At 67.3% G+C, this 22,849-nt stretch carries 18 protein-coding genes; 4 read left to right on the top strand and 14 right to left on the bottom strand.

The features are described from left to right. Positions 1-6: 6 nt before the first annotated feature. The 4 genes from tssM to tssJ are packed head-to-tail and all read right to left on the bottom strand — an operon-like array spanning position 7 to position 6,851. Positions 7-3,636: a type VI secretion system membrane subunit TssM gene (gene tssM / locus ACZ5YA_RS23155; RefSeq protein ID WP_464091281.1), complete on the bottom strand. Its 3,630-nt coding sequence runs from the start codon at positions 3,634-3,636 to the stop codon at positions 7-9. After that, complete coding sequence (locus tag ACZ5YA_RS23150) at positions 3,633-4,910, bottom strand: DotU family type VI secretion system protein (RefSeq protein WP_059379429.1); 1,278 nt, start codon at positions 4,908-4,910, stop codon at positions 3,633-3,635. Before ACZ5YA_RS23150 ends, tssM begins: the two co-directional genes overlap by 4 nt. 27 nt (positions 4,911-4,937) lie before the next feature. Beyond that, positions 4,938-6,272, bottom strand: a complete 1,335-nt coding sequence (gene tssK / locus ACZ5YA_RS23145; RefSeq protein WP_464091280.1) for a type VI secretion system baseplate subunit TssK — start codon at positions 6,270-6,272, stop codon at positions 4,938-4,940. An 18-nt stretch (positions 6,273-6,290) separates the two neighbouring features. Then, a complete protein-coding gene (gene tssJ, locus ACZ5YA_RS23140; protein ID WP_165867872.1) occupies positions 6,291-6,851 on the bottom strand; it encodes a type VI secretion system lipoprotein TssJ in 561 nt (186 codons plus the stop codon). A 118-nt stretch (positions 6,852-6,969) separates the two neighbouring features. On the opposite strand from tssJ, the gene ACZ5YA_RS23135 reads away from it, so the two are divergent. Both ACZ5YA_RS23135 and ACZ5YA_RS23130 read left to right on the top strand, forming a co-directional pair. Further along, positions 6,970-7,341 carry a TssQ family T6SS-associated lipoprotein gene (locus tag ACZ5YA_RS23135; protein WP_059379426.1) on the top strand — a complete coding sequence of 124 codons (372 nt, stop codon included), beginning with the start codon at positions 6,970-6,972 and terminating at the stop codon, positions 7,339-7,341. 27 nt (positions 7,342-7,368) lie between these two features. Beyond that, complete coding sequence (locus tag ACZ5YA_RS23130) at positions 7,369-8,130, top strand: FHA domain-containing protein (protein WP_118933112.1); 762 nt, start codon at positions 7,369-7,371, stop codon at positions 8,128-8,130. A gap of 4 nt (positions 8,131-8,134) precedes the next feature. On the opposite strand, the gene tssH is transcribed toward ACZ5YA_RS23130, so the two are convergent. The 10 genes from tssH to tssA form a co-directional block, all read right to left on the bottom strand. After that, on the bottom strand, positions 8,135-10,744 hold the full coding sequence (tssH, locus tag ACZ5YA_RS23125) for a type VI secretion system ATPase TssH (RefSeq protein WP_464092870.1): 2,610 nt from the start codon (positions 10,742-10,744) through the stop codon (positions 8,135-8,137). Positions 10,745-10,758: 14 nt separating this feature from the next. Further along, positions 10,759-11,862, bottom strand: coding sequence for a type VI secretion system baseplate subunit TssG (gene tssG, locus ACZ5YA_RS23120; RefSeq protein ID WP_118933113.1), 1,104 nt, complete (start codon positions 11,860-11,862; stop codon positions 10,759-10,761). A 4-nt stretch (positions 11,863-11,866) separates the two neighbouring features. After that, complete coding sequence (locus ACZ5YA_RS23115; RefSeq protein ID WP_464091279.1) at positions 11,867-12,499, bottom strand: DUF3540 domain-containing protein; 633 nt, start codon at positions 12,497-12,499, stop codon at positions 11,867-11,869. 28 nt (positions 12,500-12,527) lie between these two features. Beyond that, on the bottom strand, positions 12,528-14,432 hold the full coding sequence (gene tssF, locus ACZ5YA_RS23110) for a type VI secretion system baseplate subunit TssF (RefSeq protein ID WP_464091278.1): 1,905 nt from the start codon (positions 14,430-14,432) through the stop codon (positions 12,528-12,530). Then, entirely contained in the window at positions 14,432-14,983 is a 552-nt protein-coding gene (gene tssE / locus ACZ5YA_RS23105) for a type VI secretion system baseplate subunit TssE (RefSeq protein ID WP_059379422.1), read from the bottom strand. Before tssE ends, tssF begins: the two co-directional genes overlap by 1 nt. Further along, a complete protein-coding gene (locus ACZ5YA_RS23100) occupies positions 14,983-15,798 on the bottom strand; it encodes a type VI secretion system accessory protein TagJ (RefSeq protein ID WP_419341914.1) in 816 nt (271 codons plus the stop codon). Before ACZ5YA_RS23100 ends, tssE begins: the two co-directional genes overlap by 1 nt. A 13-nt stretch (positions 15,799-15,811) precedes the next feature. After that, on the bottom strand, positions 15,812-16,279 hold the full coding sequence (locus tag ACZ5YA_RS23095) for an Hcp family type VI secretion system effector (protein WP_088607795.1): 468 nt from the start codon (positions 16,277-16,279) through the stop codon (positions 15,812-15,814). A 71-nt stretch (positions 16,280-16,350) separates the two neighbouring features. Continuing rightward, positions 16,351-17,853, bottom strand: a complete 1,503-nt coding sequence (gene tssC / locus ACZ5YA_RS23090; RefSeq protein ID WP_059379448.1) for a type VI secretion system contractile sheath large subunit — start codon at positions 17,851-17,853, stop codon at positions 16,351-16,353. A gap of 31 nt (positions 17,854-17,884) precedes the next feature. Beyond that, positions 17,885-18,436: a type VI secretion system contractile sheath small subunit gene (tssB, locus tag ACZ5YA_RS23085; RefSeq protein WP_059379420.1), complete on the bottom strand. Its 552-nt coding sequence runs from the start codon at positions 18,434-18,436 to the stop codon at positions 17,885-17,887. A gap of 39 nt (positions 18,437-18,475) precedes the next feature. Beyond that, on the bottom strand, positions 18,476-19,522 hold the full coding sequence (gene tssA / locus ACZ5YA_RS23080; protein WP_464092869.1) for a type VI secretion system protein TssA: 1,047 nt from the start codon (positions 19,520-19,522) through the stop codon (positions 18,476-18,478). Positions 19,523-20,049: 527 nt separating this feature from the next. Between tssA and ACZ5YA_RS23075 the strand changes: the two genes are divergently transcribed. Both ACZ5YA_RS23075 and ACZ5YA_RS23070 read left to right on the top strand, forming a co-directional pair. After that, positions 20,050-22,437 (top strand): type VI secretion system Vgr family protein, encoded by a 2,388-nt coding sequence (locus tag ACZ5YA_RS23075; protein WP_306634682.1) that lies wholly within the window; start codon positions 20,050-20,052, stop codon positions 22,435-22,437. Between the two features lie 7 nt (positions 22,438-22,444). After that, positions 22,445-22,849: a hypothetical protein gene (locus ACZ5YA_RS23070; protein ID WP_464091277.1), complete on the top strand. Its 405-nt coding sequence runs from the start codon at positions 22,445-22,447 to the stop codon at positions 22,847-22,849.

Here is a 22,849-nt window from a genome sequence, read left to right as displayed (position 1 = left end):
TCCTGTTCACGACGCGCCCGGGCAGGCAAATGCCTGCATCTCGCCCAGATGGAAAGGGCTCTTGACGCTGCTGGCGGTGATCTCCAGCACCACCTTGCGTCCGCCCAGGTCGAATGTGGCCAGCGTGACCTCCGGCGTGGCCCCGCGCCGCAGCTGGGCGCGGTCCAGCATGCGGTTCAGCGCCCAGGGACCGGACGTGGTCATGCCCGCCGCCCCGACCTGTGGCGTAAGCTCGATGCGCACCTGGTTGCTGCCGCGGGGGCCGGGCCACTGCACCGTGGTCGCCACCTGCGGGCCATGCGCGTAGCGCACCGCCTGGCCGTCCACGTCCATCACGAACTGGGTAATGCCCGCGTCCATTTCCACGGGCTTGATGGCCACCCGGTACGAGGGCATGGGGTTGCCTGCCATGAAGTACACGTCGCGGATCACGCCCGCGCGCTGGAACGCGTCCAGCGTGGCGGAGTTCTCCCCCGACTTGCCGTCGATGCCCGGTTTGAAGCGCCACCGCTGTCCGGAAACGTCGATCTGGTTCGCCAAATTCTTCTGGAAGAAGTCGTCCATCAGGCCGTTGGGTCCGAACAGCCGCGCCATGTCGTTGGGCGCCACGTCGCGCGCCGAACGGCTCGAAAACGGATAGCGTCCGGCCACCGACTGGCCGCAGAACATGCCGATGGTGGCGGACACGGTCTCGCCCATGCGCGCGCGGGCCACGTCGGACACCTCGCCGGACGCGTTCACCGATAGCGCATTGAGCACGTCGCGCAGCGGCCCCGGCAAGCGGCCCGCCTCGGCCCGCAGCTTGGTCACGGAATCCGAGCTGGGCGCGGGGCTGCCGCTGCGCAAGGCCGCATCCGCCGCCGTCAGGTAGGTATAGAGCTCGTTGATGAGGCCGGTGGTGGCGGCGATCGGCGAGGTGGCGCCGGCCGCCGCGCCCTCGCCTTCGGCCAGCCGGCGGTACGGCTCGAAATGCTGGTCCACGATGCGCTCGAGCTTCTCGTCCGTGGCGTCGGCCCGCATGGCCGCGCCGGGTCCGGTTGGCCCGAACATCTGCTCCAGCGCCTCGCGCGTGCTGCTGACGCGGTCGCGCGCCTGGTCCACCAGCGAGCGGTCATCCTTGCCGGTATCGCGCAGCAAGGAGGTTTCTCGCGCAACGCCGCGCACCAGCTGCACCAGCGGCGACTCCGGCGCGGACAAGGTGCGCGCCATCTGGATGTTCTGCAGCAGCGACTTGCTGGGCGCCAGCTGCATATCGTTCAGATAGCCGTCCCACTGCGCCACGTAATCGTTCATGTACAAGCGCTTGATGTCCACCACCAGCTGGCGTTGCGCCGTCTGGTCCAGCTGGCTGTGCAATGGGATGTTCAGGATCCACGCATCATCCGAACGCAACACCTCGGCCACGCCGGTCACGCGCTTGTTGAAGACGTCCCAATAGCCGCGATAGCTGTAGAGCGCGGGAATGCCCTGGCTCAACGGCTTGCCGCTCTTGCGCACGAAGACGGCGCTGGCCTGCGCGCCGCCCAGCGTCACCACCGTGATCTCGGGCGCCGCATCGGCGTTGGCCAGGGTACGGCGCAGCCGGCTGTACGCGCGTTGCGCCAGCGTGTAGCGTGCCAGCTTCTCGCGCGCCTGGGCCACCAGCGCGTCGTCCTTGGGAAACGGCGAGGCCAGCACGTGGCTCTGCGTCAGGTTGCGCAGGTGCAGCGACAGCTGTTCGTACTGGCGCCGCGTGTAGCCTTCAGGCAGGGTGGCCTGCATGTCCGAGAGCAGCCACGCATGCATGAACTCCGCATCGTAGCGCTCGGCCTCGTACAGCATCAGGTAGGCCCGCAGCGCCTCGTAGGAATACTCCAGGTCGCTGGCCGAGGCGTCGCGCAGGGCCGTCTCGACACGCCGCGCCACCTGCGGCAGCAGCACCTGGTCCAGCGTATTGCCGTACACGCCCTGCGCCGCCGCCCGCAGCTTCTGGCCCTGGTAGAGGCCATAGCGATAGCTCAGCGGCGGATTGTCGATCTCGAAGCCCTCGTGCTGGGGCAGGTACCAGAGGCTGTCCAGGAACGGCATCAGCCCCAACAGGTCGCCGGTGCGCGTGATCTTGATGTCGCGGCTCAGCTTCTCCACCGCCGGCACCCGCCGCGCCACTTCTTCCACGTAATCGGCGTTGTTGCGATAGCTCATGGCCCAGCCCGCGACCAGGGCCAGGAAGGCCGCCGTCACCAGGCCGTACCCCGCCCAGTGCAGCTGCCGATAGCGGCGTTCCCAGCGCAGGTTGCGGCTGGCCAGGCCCGCCTCGCGGAAGATGACGTCCTGCAGCAGGTTCTTCAGGAAGTAGCTGCGTCCTTCCGCCTCGCCCGGCACGCTGGCCGCGGGCGCGGCGCCGCCGTCGATGCGCAGGTAGCGCTTCAGATGGCCAGTCACCTGGTCGAAGGTCTCTCCGCCCTGCGTGCCGCTGGTGAAGTAGACGCCTCGCGGGATCACGCGCGCCTCGAACTTCGAGGTCGCGAACACGTCACTCAGGAAATGGCCCAGGATGGCCTGCAGGCCCGCGAACTGCTGCGGCAGCATGTAGGCCAGCGCGCGCCGCGCCGGATCGCTCTCTGCCGCCACCACTTCAGGCAAGGCGTCATCCAAGCGCCGCTGCAACAGCGCATATTCTTCGTGAAAGGCTTCATACAGGTCGAAACCCGGCTCCTGCGCGCGCGCATACGGCAAGGTAAAGCCCCAGATCTGCGCCAGCTCGTCGCGGGTAAAGGAAGCGAAGTACTCTTCGAAGCCCGACAACAGATCCGTCTTGGTCACCAGCACGTACACCGGGAACGCGATGCCCAGCTGCTCACGCAATTCCTGCAGGCGGCGCCGCAGCACTGCCGCATGCTGCGCGCGCTCCGCGTCGGACGCCGACAGCAGGTCTTCGACGCTGACGGTGAGCATGGCGCCGTTGATGGGCTGGCGGCCGCGGTACTTGGACAGCAGGCCGAGAAAGCCGCGCCACTCTTCTTCGTCTCCGGTCGGATCGCTTTCGTGCGTGGTGTAGCGCCCCGCCGTGTCCAGCAGCACCGCATCGTCGGTGAACCACCAGTCGCAATTGCGGGTGCCGCCCACGCCGCGCAAGGCCACCTTGCCGTAGCGTTCGGCCAAGGGAAAGTTCAGCCCCGAATTCACCAACGCGGTGGTCTTGCCCGCGCCCGGCGCGCCGATGATCACGTACCAGGGCAGCTGATACAGGTACTGCTTGGAGAACCGGTCGAGCGCGCCGCGCCTGCCGCGGCTCTCGAAGCGGGTCTTGCGCAGCAGCTCCACGGCTTCGTGAAAGCGCGCTTCCAGCTGGCGTATCTCATCGTTGCCGGCGGCCTCCTCCAGCGGCTTTTCCGCCTTGGGTCTGGGCCGCCGCAACTGGCTCAGCAGCTGCGCGTTCAAGCGCCCTTCGCGCCATTTGCGCCACAACAGCCGCAGCAGCCAGATCGCGAACATCGCCACGATGACAGCGATGCGCACCGTTTCGCTTTCCAGCGGGCGCACCGTGCCGATGGCGATGAGAGGCCCCGCGATCCAGATCAGCACCGCCAGGGCCACCAGCCCCAGGAAGTTCCACACGCGGCGGCTGAAGAACCATCCGAACAGCCTGTAGATCATTCCTGTCCTCCCTGCTCGTGCGCCACCGGCGGCACCAGCACCGTGATCTCCACCCGCCGGTTCAGCGCGCGGCCCGCGGCCGTATCGTTGGGCGCCACCGGATCGGCGTCACCGCGGCCTTCGGCGCGCACCCTGGCCGTCTGGCCCAGGCGCTGCTCCAGCATGTCCTTGACCGCATCGGCGCGCGCCTGCGAAAGATGCCAGTTGGACGGAAAGCGCGCGCTGCGCATCGGTGTGTTGTCGGAGTAGCCGCGCACCAGGATGCTGCCCTGCGTCTCGCGCAAAGCGTCGGCCACGCGCGACAGCACCGGCAGGTACTGGTCGCGCACGGAACTGGCGCCGGATTCAAATACGCCGTCGCCCCGCAGCACCACCACGCTGCGGTCCACCTCGTCGCGCACGGTGACCAACTGGTCGCGGATCTCGGGCGCCAGGAACACCGCCAGCCGCGGCGCGGGCGCGGGCCGCTTCACGGTGGTCGGGGCGATCTGTACGGTCGGCGGACGCAGCTTGGCGATGGACGCGAACACGGCGTCGGATTCGCTGCCCAGGCGCCAACCCAGGCCCCAATACAAGGCCAGCGCCAGGACGGCAGCCAACGCGCCGAACACCCATAGCGGCACCGGCAGGCGGCGCAATGGCGTCTGCGCCGGCTCGTCGCGCCAATGCGGAGACAGCGCCAGCGGATAGTCGCCGCGCGCGCCGCGCAGGATGCGCAACAGGCGCTGGCGCAGCGTTTCCAGCTGCGAACGGCCGTTGTCGATGACGCGATAGCGTCCCTCGAAACCCAGCAGCAGGCAGTAATACAGCAATTCCAGCAGATCCAGGTGCTGCCCCGGATTCTGCGACAGCTTGGCCAGCAGCTGGAAGAACTTCTCTCCGCCCCAGGTCTCGTTGTGGAACGTGACCAGCAGGCTGTGCGCGGACCATACGCCGCCCCCGCCCCATGGCGTAAGCGCCGCCGCCTCGTCCAGCGCCGTGCACAGGCAATAGCGCGCACCCAGTATGGTTTCGTTGGGGATGCCCGCCTGCTGCGCGCGCAGCTCGAATTGACGCACCTCGTCCAGCAAGTGCTCGCGCAGCATCGCGGGCGAGGGATGCGTCGCCGTGGCGCGGATCTGCGGAATCAGGTCCAGCAGCGGGTTCGCCGCCGCCACCAGCGGATTGGCGCCGCTGATGACGTAGTCGTGAGGCCGCAGCCTGCCCGCCGTATTGGCGGCGCCTTCGCCGATGCCGCCCGGGGGGCCGGCCAGCGTGTGATCCGAAGCATGCATAGTTGTCTCCGCCTGGTTTGGCCGCGCTCAGTCGCGCAGCGCCCAGAACTCCATCGTCAGCCCGGGAAAATCGCCCGCCAGATGCAACGCGAGCGCGCCGGTGCGCTCCAGCTGCTTCCAGAACTCGCCGCTCTTATCCAGTTCGAAATAGACGTGTCCGGCGCTGTACGGAATCTGCCGCGGCGCCACGGGCAGCGCGCGCACGCCGACGCCCGGCAATTGCAGGTGCACCAGGTCGCGGATGCGCTCCACCGGACCGATCTTGACCTGCGCCGGAAAGCGCGCCCGCACGGTCTCCACGCCCATGTCCGCATGCACCGCCAGCACGAAGCCGGCCGACTGCAACAGTTCCGCGTCCTGGATCTGCGCCACGCGCACGCCCTGGCCGCGGTCCTGCAGCGGTATCTGCAAGGCGCGCTGCTCCAGCACGGCCGACAGCGATCGGCGCAGCTCATTCATCAACGGCGTGAAGCTGCCCTGCAGATCGTCGTGCACGTAGTCCGGCAGCACGCCGGGCCGCCGCGTGGCGGACGTGAAGGTGGCCAGGTCGCAGGCCAGCATCAGCCAGTCGTGGAACAGGCGTTCGGGATGCTGCGCCGGAAGCTGCCGCGCATGCCAGATCGAACCCATGTAGCGGTTGACGGTCTCCAGCAGCATGAAGTCCGACACCTCGGAAACGCCGCCGCGGCCGGGCTGCGACAGGCGCGAGGCCAGCGCCTCGCTGCGCGCGTCGAGCAGCCCCTGCAGTTCATCGACGAAGCCGCGCAAGACCGGATGCTCGCCCGCCGCCAGCCACGGCGCCACATAGCCTTCGTCCAGCACCACCCGGTTGTCCGAACGCCGCTCCAGCACGCGCGCCACCCCCAGGCCCAGCCAGTCGTCGGTAAGTTCGTCTTCCAGCATCAACCGCAGCCGCAAGCGTCCAAGCTGCATCAGGACGGGTTCCAGAGCCACGGAGCCGCTGTCTTCCACTTCGGCTTCGTGCACCAGATAGCGCGCCAACGTGTCTTCCTCGCCTTCGTAGATGACGTCGCTAGCGCCGGCGCGCACGCGCGGCAGGGCCAGCACGACGCGCGCGCCGCGCGTCTGCGCCGGCACTTCGAACGCCGCGGGCGCCGCGTCCGGATGCGAGAAATCAAAAGGCGTGCCGTCGGGCATGACGCCTTGCGCCCTGGTCACCGCCACTTTGCCGATCGCCAGCGCGTCGCGGTCCAGCGACAGCTGGCCAAAGCCCCACAAGCATCCCTGGAGCATGGCTGCGCGCTGCTGCGCGGCGTGCAGCATATGGCGTTCAAACTGCTGGAAATGCTGCGGCCGCAGGAACATGCCCTCCGACCAGATCACTTTGTCTCTGCTCACCATGTGCGGTTCTCTTCGCTTCTAAAAGGGCCACCACGAACGGCTTCGATCCACTTCTTCCAGCCCGTCGCGCTTGACCGCGACCTTCACCGTCTCCTCGTTCGGCGAAAACTGCCAGACCTTGTAGATGTTGGTGTTCTGCGCCTCGGGCAACGACACCAGCAGCCGCCACTTGCTTTGCTCCAGTTCGCGATAGGCCGCCACCACGCCCACCACGCGCGCCTCGGCGTTGCCGGGGTACTGCACCACCTTGGTTTCGCCAGGCTTCAGGATGACCTGGTCGACATTGAGCAGCTCCGCGCCCAGCGCCGCGTGCGCATCGCCCTGCAGCGTGAAGAAGTCGCGCGATTCGAAGATGCTGGCCGATTTCAGTTCATAGATGGTCACCTGCACCGGCGACGGCCTGCCGCTGGCGTTCTGGTTCACTTTCGGATCCGCGCGCAGTTCGATCGCGTACGGCACGGGCACGCGCTTGGCCGTCGACGAACATGCCGCGAGCATCGCCGCCGTCAACGCAGCCGCGAGTATCGCCGCGATGCGCCGCCGTTTCGTCGGAATCACTCGTAGGCATGGACTGCTCATAAGACCTCGGAAATAAAAGTACACACGTCTGTTACGCCGCGACGCATACCTTGCACGGCGGGCCGCTATCATCGGCGGAATGATCAGGCCTACACACTCCAAACGACACGCCCGCGCCATGAAACAGCCCGCACGCATCTGCTTGATATCCACACTCGCGCTGCTTGCGGCCTGTGCTTCCACCCCATCGCCGCAGGCTGTGGAAGCCTTGCAGCAGGTGCGCGACGAATACGCCGCCAGCCGCTTCGGCGCCGTCGTGCGCACGGTGGCCACTTCCGACGCGCTTGCCACCGCGCCCACGGCCATGCGGGTCGAAGCGCTCAAGCTGCAGGCCTTCAGCTACTGCGTGACCAACTATCGCCAGCTGTGCGAAGACAGCTTCGCGCGCATCCTGCAGTTGCAGCCCTCGTTCCAGCTCGCGCCGAATGAGGCCGGACACCCCCAGTGGGGACCGGCGTTCCAGGCGGCGCAAGCGTCCCAGACCCGTTAACGCGCCGACGGCGCCCAGGAGACAGGCGTGAAGCTCACCGTGTTCCAGCGTGCCGGCGATCCGGCCTTCGAACCCATCCACGCCGTGTTCACGGCGCCCGGCGGCACGGTAGGCCGCAGTCTCGACAACCAACTGGCCCTGCCCGACCCGACGCGCGGCATCTGCCGCGTGCAGGCGGCGATCCGCGTCAACGACGAGGACGCCGGCTTTCTGCTCAACCTGAGCGACATGAGCACGGTCAGCGTCAATGGCCAGGCGCTCGCGCGCGACCAGGAAGTGCCGCTGCATCCAGGCGACGAGCTGCAGATCGGCGACTACCGGCTGCGCGCCGCAGCGGCCGCGCCCGAGGCGCCGGCAACCAGCGTGGCCGCCGCGGCCGACGACGACATCTTCAGCGACCTGATCGGCCCGGGCACCCTGCCCGTGGGCAGCGCGCCGGACGTCTCCACGCACCCCTTCGATCTGGACTCCGCGCAAGCGCGCAACCCGGAGGATCCCCTGCGCCACCTGCCGCCCGGCGACGGCGCGGTGTCGCGCCCGCCCACCGATCCGCTGGCGCTGTTCGATGCGCCCGGCGACGGCACGCCCAGCATCTTCTCGGACGGCACCCCGTCCGCCCTGCCAGCCCACGACGCGCTGGCCGAGCACCGCACTCATCCCGTCGACGACACGCTGGGCCACCCGCGCGACGCGGCAGACGCCCGCAGCGCGTCCAACCATCTGCGCGAGATCGGCGGGTACCTGCGGCCCGCGCCCGTCAAGCCCGAGTCCGGCGACAAGAACCGCTGAGGTCTCAGGCGTAGTCATAGCGGAACTCCCCGTCGGCGGCCGACAGGCTCACCTTGCTCAGCCTGCGGTCCTGCATGGAGGCGCCCAGCAGTTCCCGGCTGATCCGCGGCAGCACCGTATTGGTCAGCACGGCATCCACCATGCGCGCCCCCGACTCCACTTCGGCGCAGCGCGCCACCACCAGCGCAGTAGCCTCGGGCGTCACCTCCAGCACGATGCCGTGCTGCTCGAACAGGCGGCGGCGCACGCGTTCGAACTGCAGGTCCACGATGCGCGCCAGCATGGCGTCCGGCAGCGGCAGGTAGGGCACCGCGACCAGCCGCCCCAGCAGCGCGGCCGGAAAGGCTTGCAGCAGCGGCTCGCGCAATGCCGCGGCCAACGCGGCTGCGTCGGGCAGCAGCTCCGGATCACGGCATAGAGCCGCAATCCGTTCCGCGCCCACGTTGGAGGTCAGGATGATCACCGCATTGCGGAAATCGATGTAGCGCCCCTCGCCGTCCTCCATCCAGCCCTTGTCAAAGACCTGGAAGAAGATCTCGTGCACGTCGGCATGCGCCTTCTCCACCTCGTCTAGCAACACCACGCTGTAGGGCCGCCGGCGCACGGCCTCGGTCAGCACGCCGCCCTCGCCATACCCGACATATCCCGGCGGCGCGCCCTTGAGCGTGGACACCGTATGCGACTCCTGGAACTCGCTCATGTTGATGGTGATCAGGTTCTGTTCGCCGCCGTAAAGCGCCTCGGCCAGCGCCAGCGCGGTCTCCGTCTTGCCGACGCCGCTGGGACCGCAGAGCAGGAACACGCCTACCGGCTTGTCCGGGTCGGTCAGGCCGGCGCGCGAAGTCTGGACGCGGCGCGCCACCGCATCCAGCGCTTCACGCTGGCCGATCACCCGCGCCGAAAGCGTATCCGCCAGGTCCAGCACGGCGCGCGCCTCGTCCCGCAGCATGCGGCCCACGGGTATGCCGGTCCAGTCGGCCACCACCGCGGCCACGGCGGCGGCATCGACCGCGCAATGCACCATCGCCGTCTCGCCCTGGCTGGCCATCAGCGCTGCACGCGCCTGCGCCAACGCGTGGCGCTGATCTTCCTGGGCGTCGGAGGACGCGAGTTCCAGCGTCTGGCGGAGTGTCAGCACGCGCTCGGCCAGCCCGCGCTCGGAATCCCAGCGCTCCGCCAGCGCCCGCTCCTCTTCCGTCGCGACGGCCTGCTCGGCCGCCAGCCGTTCGATCCGCTGCGCGTCGCCTTCTCCCAGACACAGCTCGCGTTCGGCGATGCGTAGCGCCAGCTCCAGCGCCTGCACCCGCCTGCGCGCGTCCTCCAGGCTGGGCGGTGCCGCATGCTGGCTGACCGCGACGCGCGCGCAGGCCGTGTCCAGCAATGCGACGGCCTTGTCGGGCAGCTGGCGCGCCGGAATGTAGCGGTGTGACAGCGTCACCGCCGCTTCGATCGCCTCGTCCAGCAGCAGCACGCCATGGTGCGCCTGCAGCGTTTCAGCCAGCCCGCGCAGCATGCCGAATGCGCGCGCCTCGTCGGGCTCGTGCACCTGTATGACCTGAAAGCGGCGGCTCAATGCGGGGTCTTTCTCGATGTACTTCTTGTATTCCGACCAGGTGGTGGCGCCTATGGTGCGCAGTTGGCCTCGCGCCAGCGCCGGCTTCAACAGATTGGCCGCGTCTCCGGTGCCTGCCGCGCCGCCCGCGCCCACCAGCGTGTGGATCTCGTCGATGAACAGCACCACCGGCTTCTCGCTGGCCTGCACCTCGTCGATGACGCAGCGCAGCCGCTGCTCGAATTCGCCCTTCACGCCCGCGCCCGCCTGCAGCAGGCCGATATCCAGCAGATACAGCGTCACGTCGCGCAGTTGCGGCGGCACCTCGCCTGCCGCCAGGCGCAGCGCCAGCCCTTCCACCACGGCTGTCTTGCCGACGCCGGCCTCGCCGGCCAGCAGCGGATTGTTCTGCCGCCGCCGCATCAGCACGTCAATGAGCTGGCGGATTTCCTCGTCGCGCCCGGACACCGGGTCGATCTCGCCCGCGCGCGCCCGCGCAGTCAGGTCGACGGCGAACCGCGCCAGCGCGGCACCGCCCGCGTCCGGCGCCCCGGCAGCGGCGACGGATGCCGTCTCGGCCGCGTCTTCCGGCGAGCCCTGCACGATCTCCGGCAGCTGTTCCAACAGCGCGTCTGGCGCGATGCGCGAGAACTGGGCCGACATGCCCAGCAGCACATGACGCAGCGCGTAGGTCCGCGCCAGTCCCGCCAGCAGATGGCCGCTGCGGATGCGCGCCGCGCCATAGCGCAGCGAGCCCAGCACCCAGGCTCTTTCGACCGCATGGTCGATGTGTTCGGACAGGTCGGAAACCGAGCCCGCGCCGGCCGGCAGGCGGTCGAGCTCCGCGGTCAGGTCGGCCTGCAGGATGGCCAGGTCCAACCCGAAGCGGCGCGCGATGCGGTGCAGGTCGCTGTCTTGCGCGTGCAGGATCTGATGCACCCAATGCACCAGCTCCACATAGGGATTGCCGCGCAGCTTGCAGAACGCGGTGGCGCCCTCCAGCGTCTGGTAGAGCAGCGGATTGAGCTTTCCGAAGAGGTCGATGCGGCCGATATCGGACATGGCATGGTGGCGCGTCATACGCGCGTCGTCGTTGAGGTTGAGGCCGGCGCACGGCCACGTGGCGGCCGAGCGCCGCGGCTTTCGTAGTCCAGCAGGAGATCGCCCGCCTCGCCTTGTTCGGGCCGGCGCCTGCCCAACCACGACGACAGGCCCAGCGGACGACTTGCGCCCAGGCTCAGTCCGCGCGCGTCTTCCGCACGCAGCACCGGTCTCAGGTCCCAGGCCAGCTCCATGCCGATGTAATGCCTGACCCAATGCGTCAGTTGGCGGGCGCGTGCGCCTCCCGGCAGAAAGCTCTGGTAGTCCTCCAGCGCCAGCGGGCCGATCTCGATGCGGAACTTGTGCTGGGCATCGCGCACCGCCACGCCCAGCACCGTGTCGCGTCCCAGTCCCGCAAAACCGCCCAGGCCCAGACGCTGCCCGGGCTCCAGGCGGATCCATTGCGGCACGAACTCGCGGATACGCACGGGCAGGCCGAAGAACGATTGCAGGATGTGCTTGAGTCCTTCGGGGTTGCGGGTCTGCCGCGTCAGGTGGCCCGCCATGTGGTACTTAGCGTGATCCAGCACCGCATCGCGGCGCCGCATCGACGGTTCGCCCATGTGCAACAGGCTGGCCACGTAGCGCGTAAAGCGCTCGTCCTTGCGGTCCAGGCTGACCGTGCTCTGCGCGTCCGCCCAGGCGCGGTAGAACAGCAGGATGAGCCGGTGATGGAACACGTCGGCAAATGCGGACAGCGTGCGGTCGCCGTGATGCGCCAGGCGCTCGCGGGCATGCTCCGTCAGGTGCAGGGGCAAGGGTCCGTTGGGACCGAACAGGCCGAAGCTGTAGATCGACAGTTCCGCGGGCCGCCCGCCCGTGGCGGCGCGCGCGGCGGCCACGGTGGACGGCGCGAATGCCATCGACGGCTCCTGCCGCAGCCGCACGGGTTCGTGGCGCGCAACCGTATCGCGTCCCAAGGGCTTGCGCGCGCCCGAGAGCGCATCGATCCAGCGCAAGGCATGGAACAGGTCATGGGCGTACGGTTCACGCTCGACTGCGCGCCACCATTGCGCCAGCGCGCCGACAGGCGCGGCGGACGGGTGGACGGGATCGGCGACGGGCTGGGCGATATCCACCGTCCTACCCCATGTGTATCTGCTTGGCGTCCACCTTGACCAGGTCGCCGCCCGTCACCACCGTGTAGGCCGCGTGCAGCCGCGCGCTCTGCTCGGCCTGGAAATCGATGGCGCCGGCGCGCACCTGGTCCATCTCGCTGACGCTGCGCTGCGACAGCCGCGCCATCAGCGTCATGCGATCCATCACCGCCTCGTAACTGCGGCCCACCAGCCGCACTTCACCCACGGTGGCATGCAGCTGCTTCGCCACCATGCGCATGCTGCCGCAGGTATGGCGTTCCTCTCCGGCCTCTACCGCGTACTCGGGCGCCCGCACGCGCACGGCGCTCTCGCCCTCCAGCAGCACGCCGCCGCTGCGCGAGCGCAATACCAGATCACCTTCGGCTTGCAACGTGGCGCGCGCGGGATCGGTCTGCACGGTCACGGCGATCAGGTAAATGCGGGCGGGGTCCGGGCCGCTGATCAGTACCTCGTCGCCCGGCTGCGGCTCCAGCAGGCAGCTGGCGGCGCGCTGCACGGTCCAGACGCGGCCATCGCAGGCCACGGCATAGCTGCCGTCGTCTTCGCGGCGCAGCAGTTCGCCCAGCAAATGGACGGGGTCGTAAGCCATGCGGCTCAGATGTGCGGCGGACTTCATCACGCGCTCCTTTTAGTGTGCACAGCCCCTAGACCACGGGCCGGCGTCCCATGCGGGGCTTGTAGCGGGCGATCTCGCCGCGCTGCAGGGTCGACAGGACCAGCTCCGACATCAGGTTGATCGATACATGGCGTGCGAAGAACTGCTCCAGCACGGCGCCAAACAGATAGGGGCTGATGCCCGAAAACGCGGTCTCGTCCACCTGCAGCGCGATGCGCACGCCGCGCCCGTGGACGATGGGGCCGGGCACGGGCAGGCGGTGATGCACCGGCGTCGCGCTGACGTGCCGCAGGCCCGCGATGTGCCGGCGCATGCCCGGCTCGGCCAGGTTGCCGTACACATGCAGCATCTCGCGCAGGGTCTGCGCGCCCTGCTCGGCGTCCAGGTCGGTCAGGCTGAGGTAGTTCAGGCCCAGGTGGCTGATCAGGTGCCAGGTAGCGGCGTTCTCGGCCAGCGCCACGCGCGGCCGTGAGGGCCCGTGCAGCACCTTGACCGCGCGCACCGGCGCCGACACGCGCAAGGTCATGTCGGTGTCGCCGCCCAGCGGCAACAGCAGCGCCAGATCGCGATTGGTGCACAGGGTTTCCAGGGTCAGGTGGCGCAGGTCGCCCGAGAACGGCGCCTCACGCCGGTCCACCAGCGACAGGAACACTTCGCTGCCGATGTAGCCGCTGCGCGTGCCGTTGCGTTGCGCGCTATCGGACACCAGCCGCGGCTCGCGGCGCATGGAGAAGTACGCGCCATGCTCGTCGGGGTCGCTGCCCAGCGAACCGTAGAACGGCCGGAACTCCTGCTCCTGCCGTTGCGCGGCAGCATGGCCCGCGACGCGCGTCACGCCGTAGACCTCGTAGTCCAGCGGGCGGCTGCGGTCGATGACCACGTGGTACTCGGAAGTCCTGGGCGTTACCGCCACGCGGTCCGCCCGCTTGGCGAACAGGTTGATCACCGGCACGCAATGCAGCGCCAGGTTGGCGGCCGATATCGCCCCTTCCAGTTCCGGCGCCGTCATCGAGAACAGCAGGGTCAGGTCGAAAGCACGGGTTTCGCGCTGCGCGCCCTGGGGCAGCGCGGGCGTGCGCAGACCCTGCTTCAATCCGTTGACGCTGAAGAACAGATAGCGTTGCGCAAAGGCGAAATACTCCTGCAAGAGGCGATAGCCCTGGAACACGCGGGCGTCGCCCGGCAGCAACGCCTGTTCGTCGGCAAAACCTTCGTGGCGCACCGCGTCCGGCGGCAACCTGTTGATCCATGCCACCGGCCTGGCGGTGTCGTGCCCCAGCACCGCCACGGTATGCCCCATGACGACTTCAAGCAGACGCTGCATCTGCAGGTCCTGGCCGTTCAGGTGGAACACCAGCTGATCGAGATCCAGGTCCTCCAGGCGTTGCCCGCCGCAAACCTCTATCCGGATGCGCAGCGCGCTCAGCACGCGCGCAGTGCGCCCGGCCAGGCCCAGCCTCGCCAGCGGCAGATCCTGCGGCGCGGCGGTGAATTCCGCCTGCGTGACCTGCAGCGGCCACAGGCGCAGGGCGTGGCCGGTGGTGAAATCGCACGGCGTCTGCTCGCCGCGCGCCACACGGCCGCGCAACAGCGTGCCGCGCGGCAATTCGAAGCCTCCCGCCAACGTGCCCTCGTTCATGCTGGGCGCGAACTGCACGATGGCCATCGCCGGGGTGGGCGCCAGGTAGTTGGGATACACCACCTCCAGCAGCCGCTGCGAGAAGCGCGGAAACTCGGCATCCATCTTCATATGGATGCGGGCGGTCAGAAAGCTGAAGCCCTCCAGCAGGCGTTCGACATAAGGATCGGCGACCTCCGTGGCATTCATGCCCAGCCGCGCCGCCACCTTGGGATGGGCCTGCGCAAACTCCGCGCCCAGCTCCCGCAGATAGACCAGTTCCCGGTTGTAGTAATCCAGCAGCCGATCGTCCATCAGGCACCGCCCAGATCGCGCAGATCCATGTGGCCGCTTTCCAGGTCGATGTCCGTGCGGAACAGGAACTCGAGCGGCTGCGGCACGCACCACAGCATGCCGCGTATCTCCAGGCTCAGCACATTGTGGTGCTCCAGCGTGCCGGCATCGGACACGCAGCGCACTTCCACCGACGAATCCAGGATGCGTGGCTCGAACGCGGCGATCGCTTCGCGGATCGACTCTTCGACGTCGATCCAGTCGATCTCCGACATGCGCTTCCCGGCCATGGCGCGCACGCCGAAGTTCAGCGCCGAGGCGGCCACCGGGCGGTGCGCCGACAGATCCTGGGACGCCTGAAGATTGACGGTATTGAGCAGCCAGCGCAGGTCCCGCAGCACCGCCGCGCGCAGCGCCTCATGCGTCAGCATGGCGTTTTCGCGCGGTTCTTCGCGCTTGGCGGGTTCGTTGTCCATCAGGCGGTCCAGCAGCGACGGCTGCAGCCGGTCGCGCGCCGCGCGCTGGCCGCGCGAGAGCGGCTCCCAATCGCCCGGACGGTCGGCGTGGCCCATCACGCCAGCTCCAGGCTGCGTACCTCGAGCAGCGCAATATCCGCCGCATCCGTCAGCCACATCTTCTGCCCCACGCCCGCGTAGGTATCACCCTGCAACGCGCGCCAGTCGGTCGTCCTGCCCAGCTTGGCCGAGTCGGAGAGTTCCACCATGCGCGCGCCGGGCGCCGCGGGATAGCGCGCCGGCACCAGGCCCTGCCGCACCCGGCCGTCTTCCAGTTCGATCTCGGCCTGCGCCCAGACCAGATCGCACAGGCCTTCCGGCGCAAGCAGACGCACGCGCTTGAGCGCGGCGAAGGGCAGCCACACGTAGCGCCCGCCTGCCAGGAACTCGAACACCGGCCCAAGGCGGCTGTCGCCGTCGCAGATCCACTGGAACGGCTGCGCAGTCTCTTGCGCCGCCAGTTCCAGCAGACCGGCGCGCGCGCTGGCATCCTCGAAAGCCTTGCCGCGCAGCTCGGCCGCCTGGGCTGGCACGGTACCGTCCAGGCGCAGCGCCGATATCATGGCCCGCAGCCAATCGGCGGGCTCGCCCAGCAGCGCGGGTTCGCCTTGCCCGGCAAGCACGGCCTCGCGCTCGCGCTCCGCCGCGATGGCGCTGGCGTAGAGCACCTGCGTCGGCCGCGCCTGCGCGTTCAGATGCCCGCAGACATTGAGCTGCTCGGCCGCGCGCGCCCAATCGCCCTGCACCGCCAGCAGCTGGAACAGCTGGGCGCGCAGGTCCGCGTCGGCGGGCTGCCGGCGCACCTGCGCCTGCAGCTCGTCCAATTGGCCAGCCAGGCTGAGCGCGCCGAAAGGAACCGCGGCGATGGACATGGGTGCCTCCGCCCTAGCCCACTTCCTTGTTCTGCTTGATATCCCAGGCCACCAGGCTTTCCGCGCCCTTGCCGCCCTTGTCGGTCTGCTCCCAGTACTGCTGCTTGACCTTGGCCGCCTGGAACGCGAAGTTCACCACCACGCCTTCGGCGCTGCGGTCCCCGGATATCTGCACCGACGACACCAGCACGTCTTCCAGCGTGATCTTGGAGTATTCGATCTGCTCGCCGCCCGCCTTGCACATGGACAGCTCGATCTTGCTGAGGTGCTTGCCGCTGGCGCAGTGCTTCATCACGGCCGGCGCGGCCTTGTCGATGCGGGCCACTACGTGCAGGTCGTTGAAGCTGGCCTTGCCCGCGCCCAGGCCGCCGCCGCTGGCCAGGTTGCCTGGCTGGGTGGCGCCCCATGAGAAGGACACGATATCGGTCCAGTCCTTGTGGTTGGCGTCCTTGGATTCACCGTTGGCGCCATCGATCTTCATGAACATATCCACTGCCACATCTGTCTCCTGGAGTTATGGGGCACGGTTGCGCCCCGACTTGTCAGCGCCACTCAGCCTTCGTTCTGTTTGAGCGAAGGCAGCTTGGAAACCAATCGCAGCGACACCGTCAGCCCTTCCAGCTGATAGTGCGGCCGCAGGAAAAACTTGGCGGAGTAATAGCCCGGGTTGTCCTCGATCTCCTGCACCTGCACCTCGGCGGCGGCCAGCGGCTTGCGCGCCTTGGTTTCCTGCGAGGAGTTCACGGGATCGCCATCCACGTAATTCATGATCCAATCGTTCAGCCAGCGCTCCATGTCGTCGCGTTCGCGGAACGAGCCGATCTTGTCGCGCACGATGCACTTCAGGTAATGCGCAAAGCGGCAGCACGCGAAGAGATACGGCAGGCGCGCGGCCAGCTTGGCATTGGCCGAGGCGTCGGCCTCGTAGTAGTCGTGCGGCTTTTGCAGCGACTGCGCGCCGATGAAGGCGGCGAAGTCGGAGTTCTTCCGATGCACCAGCGGCATGAAGCCGTTCTTGGCCAGTTCGGCCTCGCGCCGGTCGCTGATGGCGATCTCGGTCGGGCACTTCAGGTCCACGCCGCCGTCATCGGTGGGAAAGCTGTGGCAAGGCAGGTTTTCCACCGCGCCGCCCGACTCCACGCCGCGGATGGAGGTGCACCAGCCGTACAGCTTGAACGAGCGGTTCACGTTGGCCGCCATCGCATAGGCGGAATTGGTCCAGGTGTAGCGGTCGTGATTCGCGCCGTCGGTGTCTTCCTCGAAGTCGAATTCGTCGACGGGGTTGGTGCGCGCGCCGTACGGCAGCCGCGCCAGGAAGCGCGGCATCGCCAGCCCGATGTAGCGCGAGTCCTCGGATTCGCGCAGGCTGCGCCATGCGGCGTATTCCGTGTTGGTGAAGATCTTGGTCAGGTCGCGCGGGTTGGCCAGTTCCTGCCACGAATCCATCTGCATTACGTTGGGCGAAGCGCCCGCAATGAAAGGGCAATGCGCGGCGGACGAGATCTTGGCGATCTCGCCCAGCAGTTCCACGTCGGGCGGGCTGTGGTCGAAGTAGTAGTCGCCGACCAGGCAGCCGATGGGTTCGCCGCCGAACTGGCCGTACTCTTCCTCGTACACGCGCTTGAAGATGGGGCTCTGGTCCCAGCCCACGCCCTTGTGCCGCTTGAGCGTGCGGCCCAGCTCCGACTTGGACAGGCACATCACGCGGATCTTCAGAAGTTCATCGGTCTCGGTGTTGGTGACCAGGTAATGCAGGCCGCGCCACGCGCCCTCCAGCTGCTGGAAGTCGGGGTGGTGCATCACGCGGTTGATCTGTTCCGACATCTTGCGGTCGATCTCGGCGATGATGGCCTGGATGGTGCGGTAGGCGTCCGACGACAGGCCGACGCCGCTGTTCTCCAGCGCCTGGTGCGCCAGCGTGCGCACGGCATGCTCCACCGCCTCCTGCGCCTGCTCGGTCTTGGGCTTGAATTCCTTCTTCAGCAGGGCGGAAAGATCGTCCGCCTGCAGGGTCTCGACAGCGCGCGCGTCGGCGCGTTTGGCCACTGCGGTCATGGCATTCTCCGAAAAGCGATTCAAGCGGAAATCAGGCGGCCGGATCCTGCGCGGGGGCATCGGATGCGCGCGGATCCTCCTGCGGCTTAGGCGCGGCCGCCAGCGCGTTCATCAGCGCCGGATTCTTGAGCACGCTGCCGATCAGTTCCTCGGCGCCGGTCTTGCCGTCCATGTACGTCAACAGGTTCGCCAGCTGGGTGCGCGCGCTCAGCAGTTCATTCAGCGCGCCAACCTTGCGGGCTACGGTGGCCGGCGAAAAGTCGTCGATGCTCTCGAACGTGACGTCCACGTTCAGGTTGCCTTCGCCCGTCAGCGTGTTGGGTACCTGGAACGCCACGCGCGGCTGGATGGAGCGCATGCGTTCATCGAAGTTGTCGATGTCGATGTCGAGGAACTTGCGCTCGCCCACTTCCGGCTGCGGCGTTTCGGACTTGCCGGCCAGGTCCGCCAGCACGCCCATCACGAACGGCAACTGGATCTTGCGTTCCGCGCCGTAGATCTCCACGTCGTACTCGATCTGCACCCGCGGCGCGCGGTTTCTTGCAATGAACTTCTGGCCGCTTCCCTTCAGGCTGGTCGCCATGATGTCGTCTCCTCTTGTTGGTGCGGCGGCTGGCCCGCCTTACGGTTCCTGCCGGTTTGCTTCGGACCGCGGCAGCCATGCCTCGAACTGCTCCAGCCCCTGGGGCGCCAGATTCCTGATGATGTCGTGAAAGCTCATCGGGATGAGCTGCTGGGCCCGGCGGATGAGGTAGGGCGCGGGATGGCCGGGCTCGTTGGCCTCGAAGTAGGCGCAGACCTTGGACAGCATCGCCACGGCCTCGTCGCGCGATTGGATGGGCATGTCCCGCCAGCGCGGCGCGCCCTCGGCGGCGGCGGCAAGCGGCATGGCGGCGATGTCGCCGGCGGCCGGCGCATCGTCCGCGGGCATCGCGGCCGGCGGCGCGGGTTGAACGTCCCGCATTGCGTCCAGCACCAGGTCCAGGGTGCGGAGAATGGCGGCGTAATCGGGCGCCCAGGCGGCGCCCAGCTTGTCCGCCACGAGTTTCTGCATGCACCGCAGCGCCTGGGCGGCCGACTGCAGCGCGTGCGCCTCGGCATTGCCCTGCGCCCAGGCCTGGCGCAAGCGCTCAACCAGGCGCGGCCGTCCGCCAGGATAGGCGTCCGCGTCCTGGCGGCTGCCATCGAGCAGCGCCTCGGTATCACGCAAGCTCAGTTGCCCGTGCACGCCGCTGACCAGGCTGGCCGAGCGCACGCTGCGCGCACAGCCTTGCATGTCACCAAAGGCCGCCAGCGCATTCATGCGGGGCATGGGATCGTTTTCGCCGACGCTGTCGAGCCGCGGATGCACCGGCTCCCAATAGCGTTCCAGCGTATCGACGGCCAGCGCCAGGCCGTCGCTATAGCCGGGCAGGCCGCGGATCTCGGTCCAGGCAGAGGTCAACAGGCCGATGATGCGCAGGTCGCGGGTGCGCTCCAGCAGTGCGCGCGCCAGGCGTTCGACCTCGCGCCAGTCGGGCGGCTGCGCAGCAATGATGGTCGAGCCGAACTGCTGTTCGTCGCGACCCGCCGCGGCTTGCTGCAGTTGCAGGAAGTCGGCGTCGTATTCGAGGTCTTCCCCGCAGGGCAGACGTGAATCGAGTGTATTGAGGATGTCGGCGAATTCCATAGTCATCAGTTAAATGCCTGCTGGGATGCTGCCTGGATACAACCACTACGCTCCGCGCTGCTTCACGGAAGGGTGAATTCTAGGCATCTCTTTCCGCATGCAACGGCAACCTAACAACTACAGATTTTTCTTACAGATAACTAACACCCGAGTAAATAATTGAACACTTCTCTCCCTGCTGCATTGATTTTTAGACACAGACCTTACGGAATCCAGCCCGGCGCGGAAGGACTGTTACCGAAGCGTAAAAAACACAAAAGCATGTGAGAGCGCTTCTCGGGCGCTTTCGCCCCTGCCTACAATCGGCGCTCACGCTGGCGGCAAGACCGGCGCGCATCAGATCCAGAGACAGATTTCCCCGGCGCAGACCCGTTCGTGACGAGCCCTGCCCGCCCTTTGCAAGCGGCCCCATCGCGTGGCCGGACATCCCATTGCAGTCATCGCGACGCGCTTCACGCGCGGCCGCGAAGAAATCGAAAGCAGCACACGCAGCAACAGGCGAAGCATTCTCATAAGGAGACGGTGAGATGGACCGCAACGTGCCCAGCGAACGTGTCGTCAAGGCGCATACGCCCCTGCCGCCGGAACAACTGAAGTTCCGCGCCATGCACGGCGCCGAGAGCCTTTCGCAGCTGTACGAGCTGGAGATCGAACTGGTCTCGGAATCCTATTCGCTGGACATGAAGTCGCTGCTGGGCAAGCCGCTGACGCTGGAGATCGAAACCGGGTCCGCCGCGCCGCGCTATCTCAGCGGACACATCACGCGTTGCGCGTTGGTAGGCCGCGAGAACAACACCTCGCGCTACACCATCTACCGCGCCACGGTGCGGCCGTGGCTCTGGTACCTGACCCAGACCTCGGACAACAAGATATTCCAGAACAAGAGCGTGCCCGACGTCATCCGGGAAGTGCTGAAGGACTACGACTATCCCATCGAGTTCAAGCTGGTGGACAGCTACCGCAATTGGGAATACTGCGTCCAGTACCAGGAAACCGACTACGCCTTCATCAGCCGCCTGATGGAGCACGAGGGCATCTACTTCTGGTTCAAGCACGACAAGGGCAAGCACACCCTGGTCCTCACCGACGACATCACGCAGCACGAGCCCGTCTCCGGCTACGAGCAGATTCCCTATTACGGGCCGGACCGCATCACCATCCCGCGCGAAGACCATGTCTACAAATGGGAAGTGGCCGAACAGATCACGCCCGGCGCCTTTGCCACCACGGACTATCACCCGCTCACGCCCGCCGCCAGCCTGGAAGCGCGCCGCAACAACCCCGGCGCCCACGATCACGGCGACCTGGAAATGTACGAATGGCAAGGCGGCTACACCAACCCCGATGACGCGGAGCACTACACCCGCGTGCGGCTTGAAGACCTGCAATGCCGAAAGGAGCAGAGCGCAGGCGGCTCCAACGCCCGCGGGCTGGCCACGGGCCATCTCTTCACGCTGCGCAATCATCCGCGCCAGGCCGAGAACCGCGAGTACCTCGTCGTCAGCACCTACTACCGGATCCGTGAAACAGGCTATGCCAGCGGCCAGCCCGATCCCGGCGACTTCGACCTGGAATTCGTCGTGCTGCCGTCCAGCACCCAGTTCCGCGCGCCGCGCGTGACTCCCGTCCCTCGCACCCATGGCCCACAGACCGCCACGGTAGTGGGCAAGGAAGGAGAGGAAATCTGGACGGACAAGATGGGCCGCATCAAGGTGCAGTTCCATTGGGACCGCTACGGCAAGAAGGACGAGAACAGCTCGTGCTGGGTGCGCGTGTCCAGCCCCTGGGCCGGCGGCGGCTTTGGCGGGATCCAGCTGCCGCGCGTGCGCGATGAAGTGATCGTCGACTTCATCGGCGGCCAGCCCGACCGCCCCATCGTGATCGGCCGCGTCTTCAACGCCAACAATCTGCCGCCCTGGGACCTGCCGGACAATGCCACGCAAAGCGGTTTTCTCAGCCGCTCCAAGAGCGGCACGCCGGCGACGGCGAACGCGCTCATGTTCGAGGACAAGAGCGGCAGCGAACGCATCTGGCTGCACGCGGAACGCGAACTGTGCACCGAAGTGGAGGCCAACGAGTTCCACTCGACCGACGAGAACCGCACCACCACCATCGGCGACAACGACACCACCAAGATCGGCGGCAACCGCGACATCAAGGTCACCGGCACCGACAAGCTGCACGTCGAAAAGACGCGCGACGTGTTCGTGAAGGGACACGAGGAATACACCGTCAAGGCATCGCGCACGGTCAACGTGAAAGACGGCCTGATGGACGAGAAATTCGACAACGGCCTGAAGACGACGGTCGCGGCCAAGGGCGAGGAACGCGAGATCACGGGACTCTTCAAGGAAACCTTGAAGAATGGCGAGCAGGTCTACGTGAACGAAGGCGACTCGCTCCATCACGTCAAGACCGGCGCGCTCACCGAGAAGGCCAAGGGCAAGGTCGAGGTGCTTTCCACCGACGCGAACATGGACGTCAAGGCCAAGACCGCGATGCACGTGGAGTCCGAAACGTCCACCATGGATCTCAAAGCCAAGGGCAAGATAGACATGGAGTCGACAGGATCCACCGTGCTGGTCAAGGCCGATGGCAACATCACTTTAAAGACGCCCGCCGACGTCGTCATGGACGCCGCCAACGTCAAGGATCTTTCCAAGAAGAGCTGGCTGCAGGCCACGCCCTTCTCCATCGGCCTGGCGGTGGCCAAGGCGGAATTCGGCATGCATCGCATGGCGCTGTTCCGCACGACGGTCATGCTGAATACGTCGTTCACCAACTATGCCATCGTCAGCAGTATCGGACAGGTAGTGTCCTACCGCACCACCGGCTCGAGTTACGCCTACGATGGTGTCAAGGCTGAACAGGTCCCGCTGCGCGCGTCGATGGCCGGCCTCTGGAGCATCATCTAAGGCCGCCATGTCCGACTTCATCGATGCATGGCCCGGCTGGGCCAAGTGGGTGTGGCTGGGCCTCTTGCTGTCCCTGGCGCAAGCGGCGTACATGCTGTGGCGCGAGCGCCAACGCCGCGCGGCGGGACGCAAGCAAGTGCGGCGGCAGGACGGCTTGCGCGCCAGCGGACTGCCCGGCACCGCGCGGGTGACTGCGGCGCGCGACACGCGGCGCCGCATCGGCGACACCGTGTACTTCATCATCGAACTGGACCTGGAGGTCGCCGCCACCAGCGCCACGCCCGCCCTGTCGCGCACGCTCAGCGTGCCGCTGTCGCCCCTGCACCTGGCCGATTTCAGCGCCGGCAAGACCATACAGGTGCGGGTCGATCCCGCGACCCGGGAGGTTGTCGTGGACCAGGCCACCGGATAG

The sequence above is a fragment of the Achromobacter sp. JCM 18799 genome, assembly GCF_055395645.1.
The sequence above is the reverse complement of the archived record's forward strand: the minus strand, read 5'-3'. Positions and strand labels throughout refer to the sequence as shown.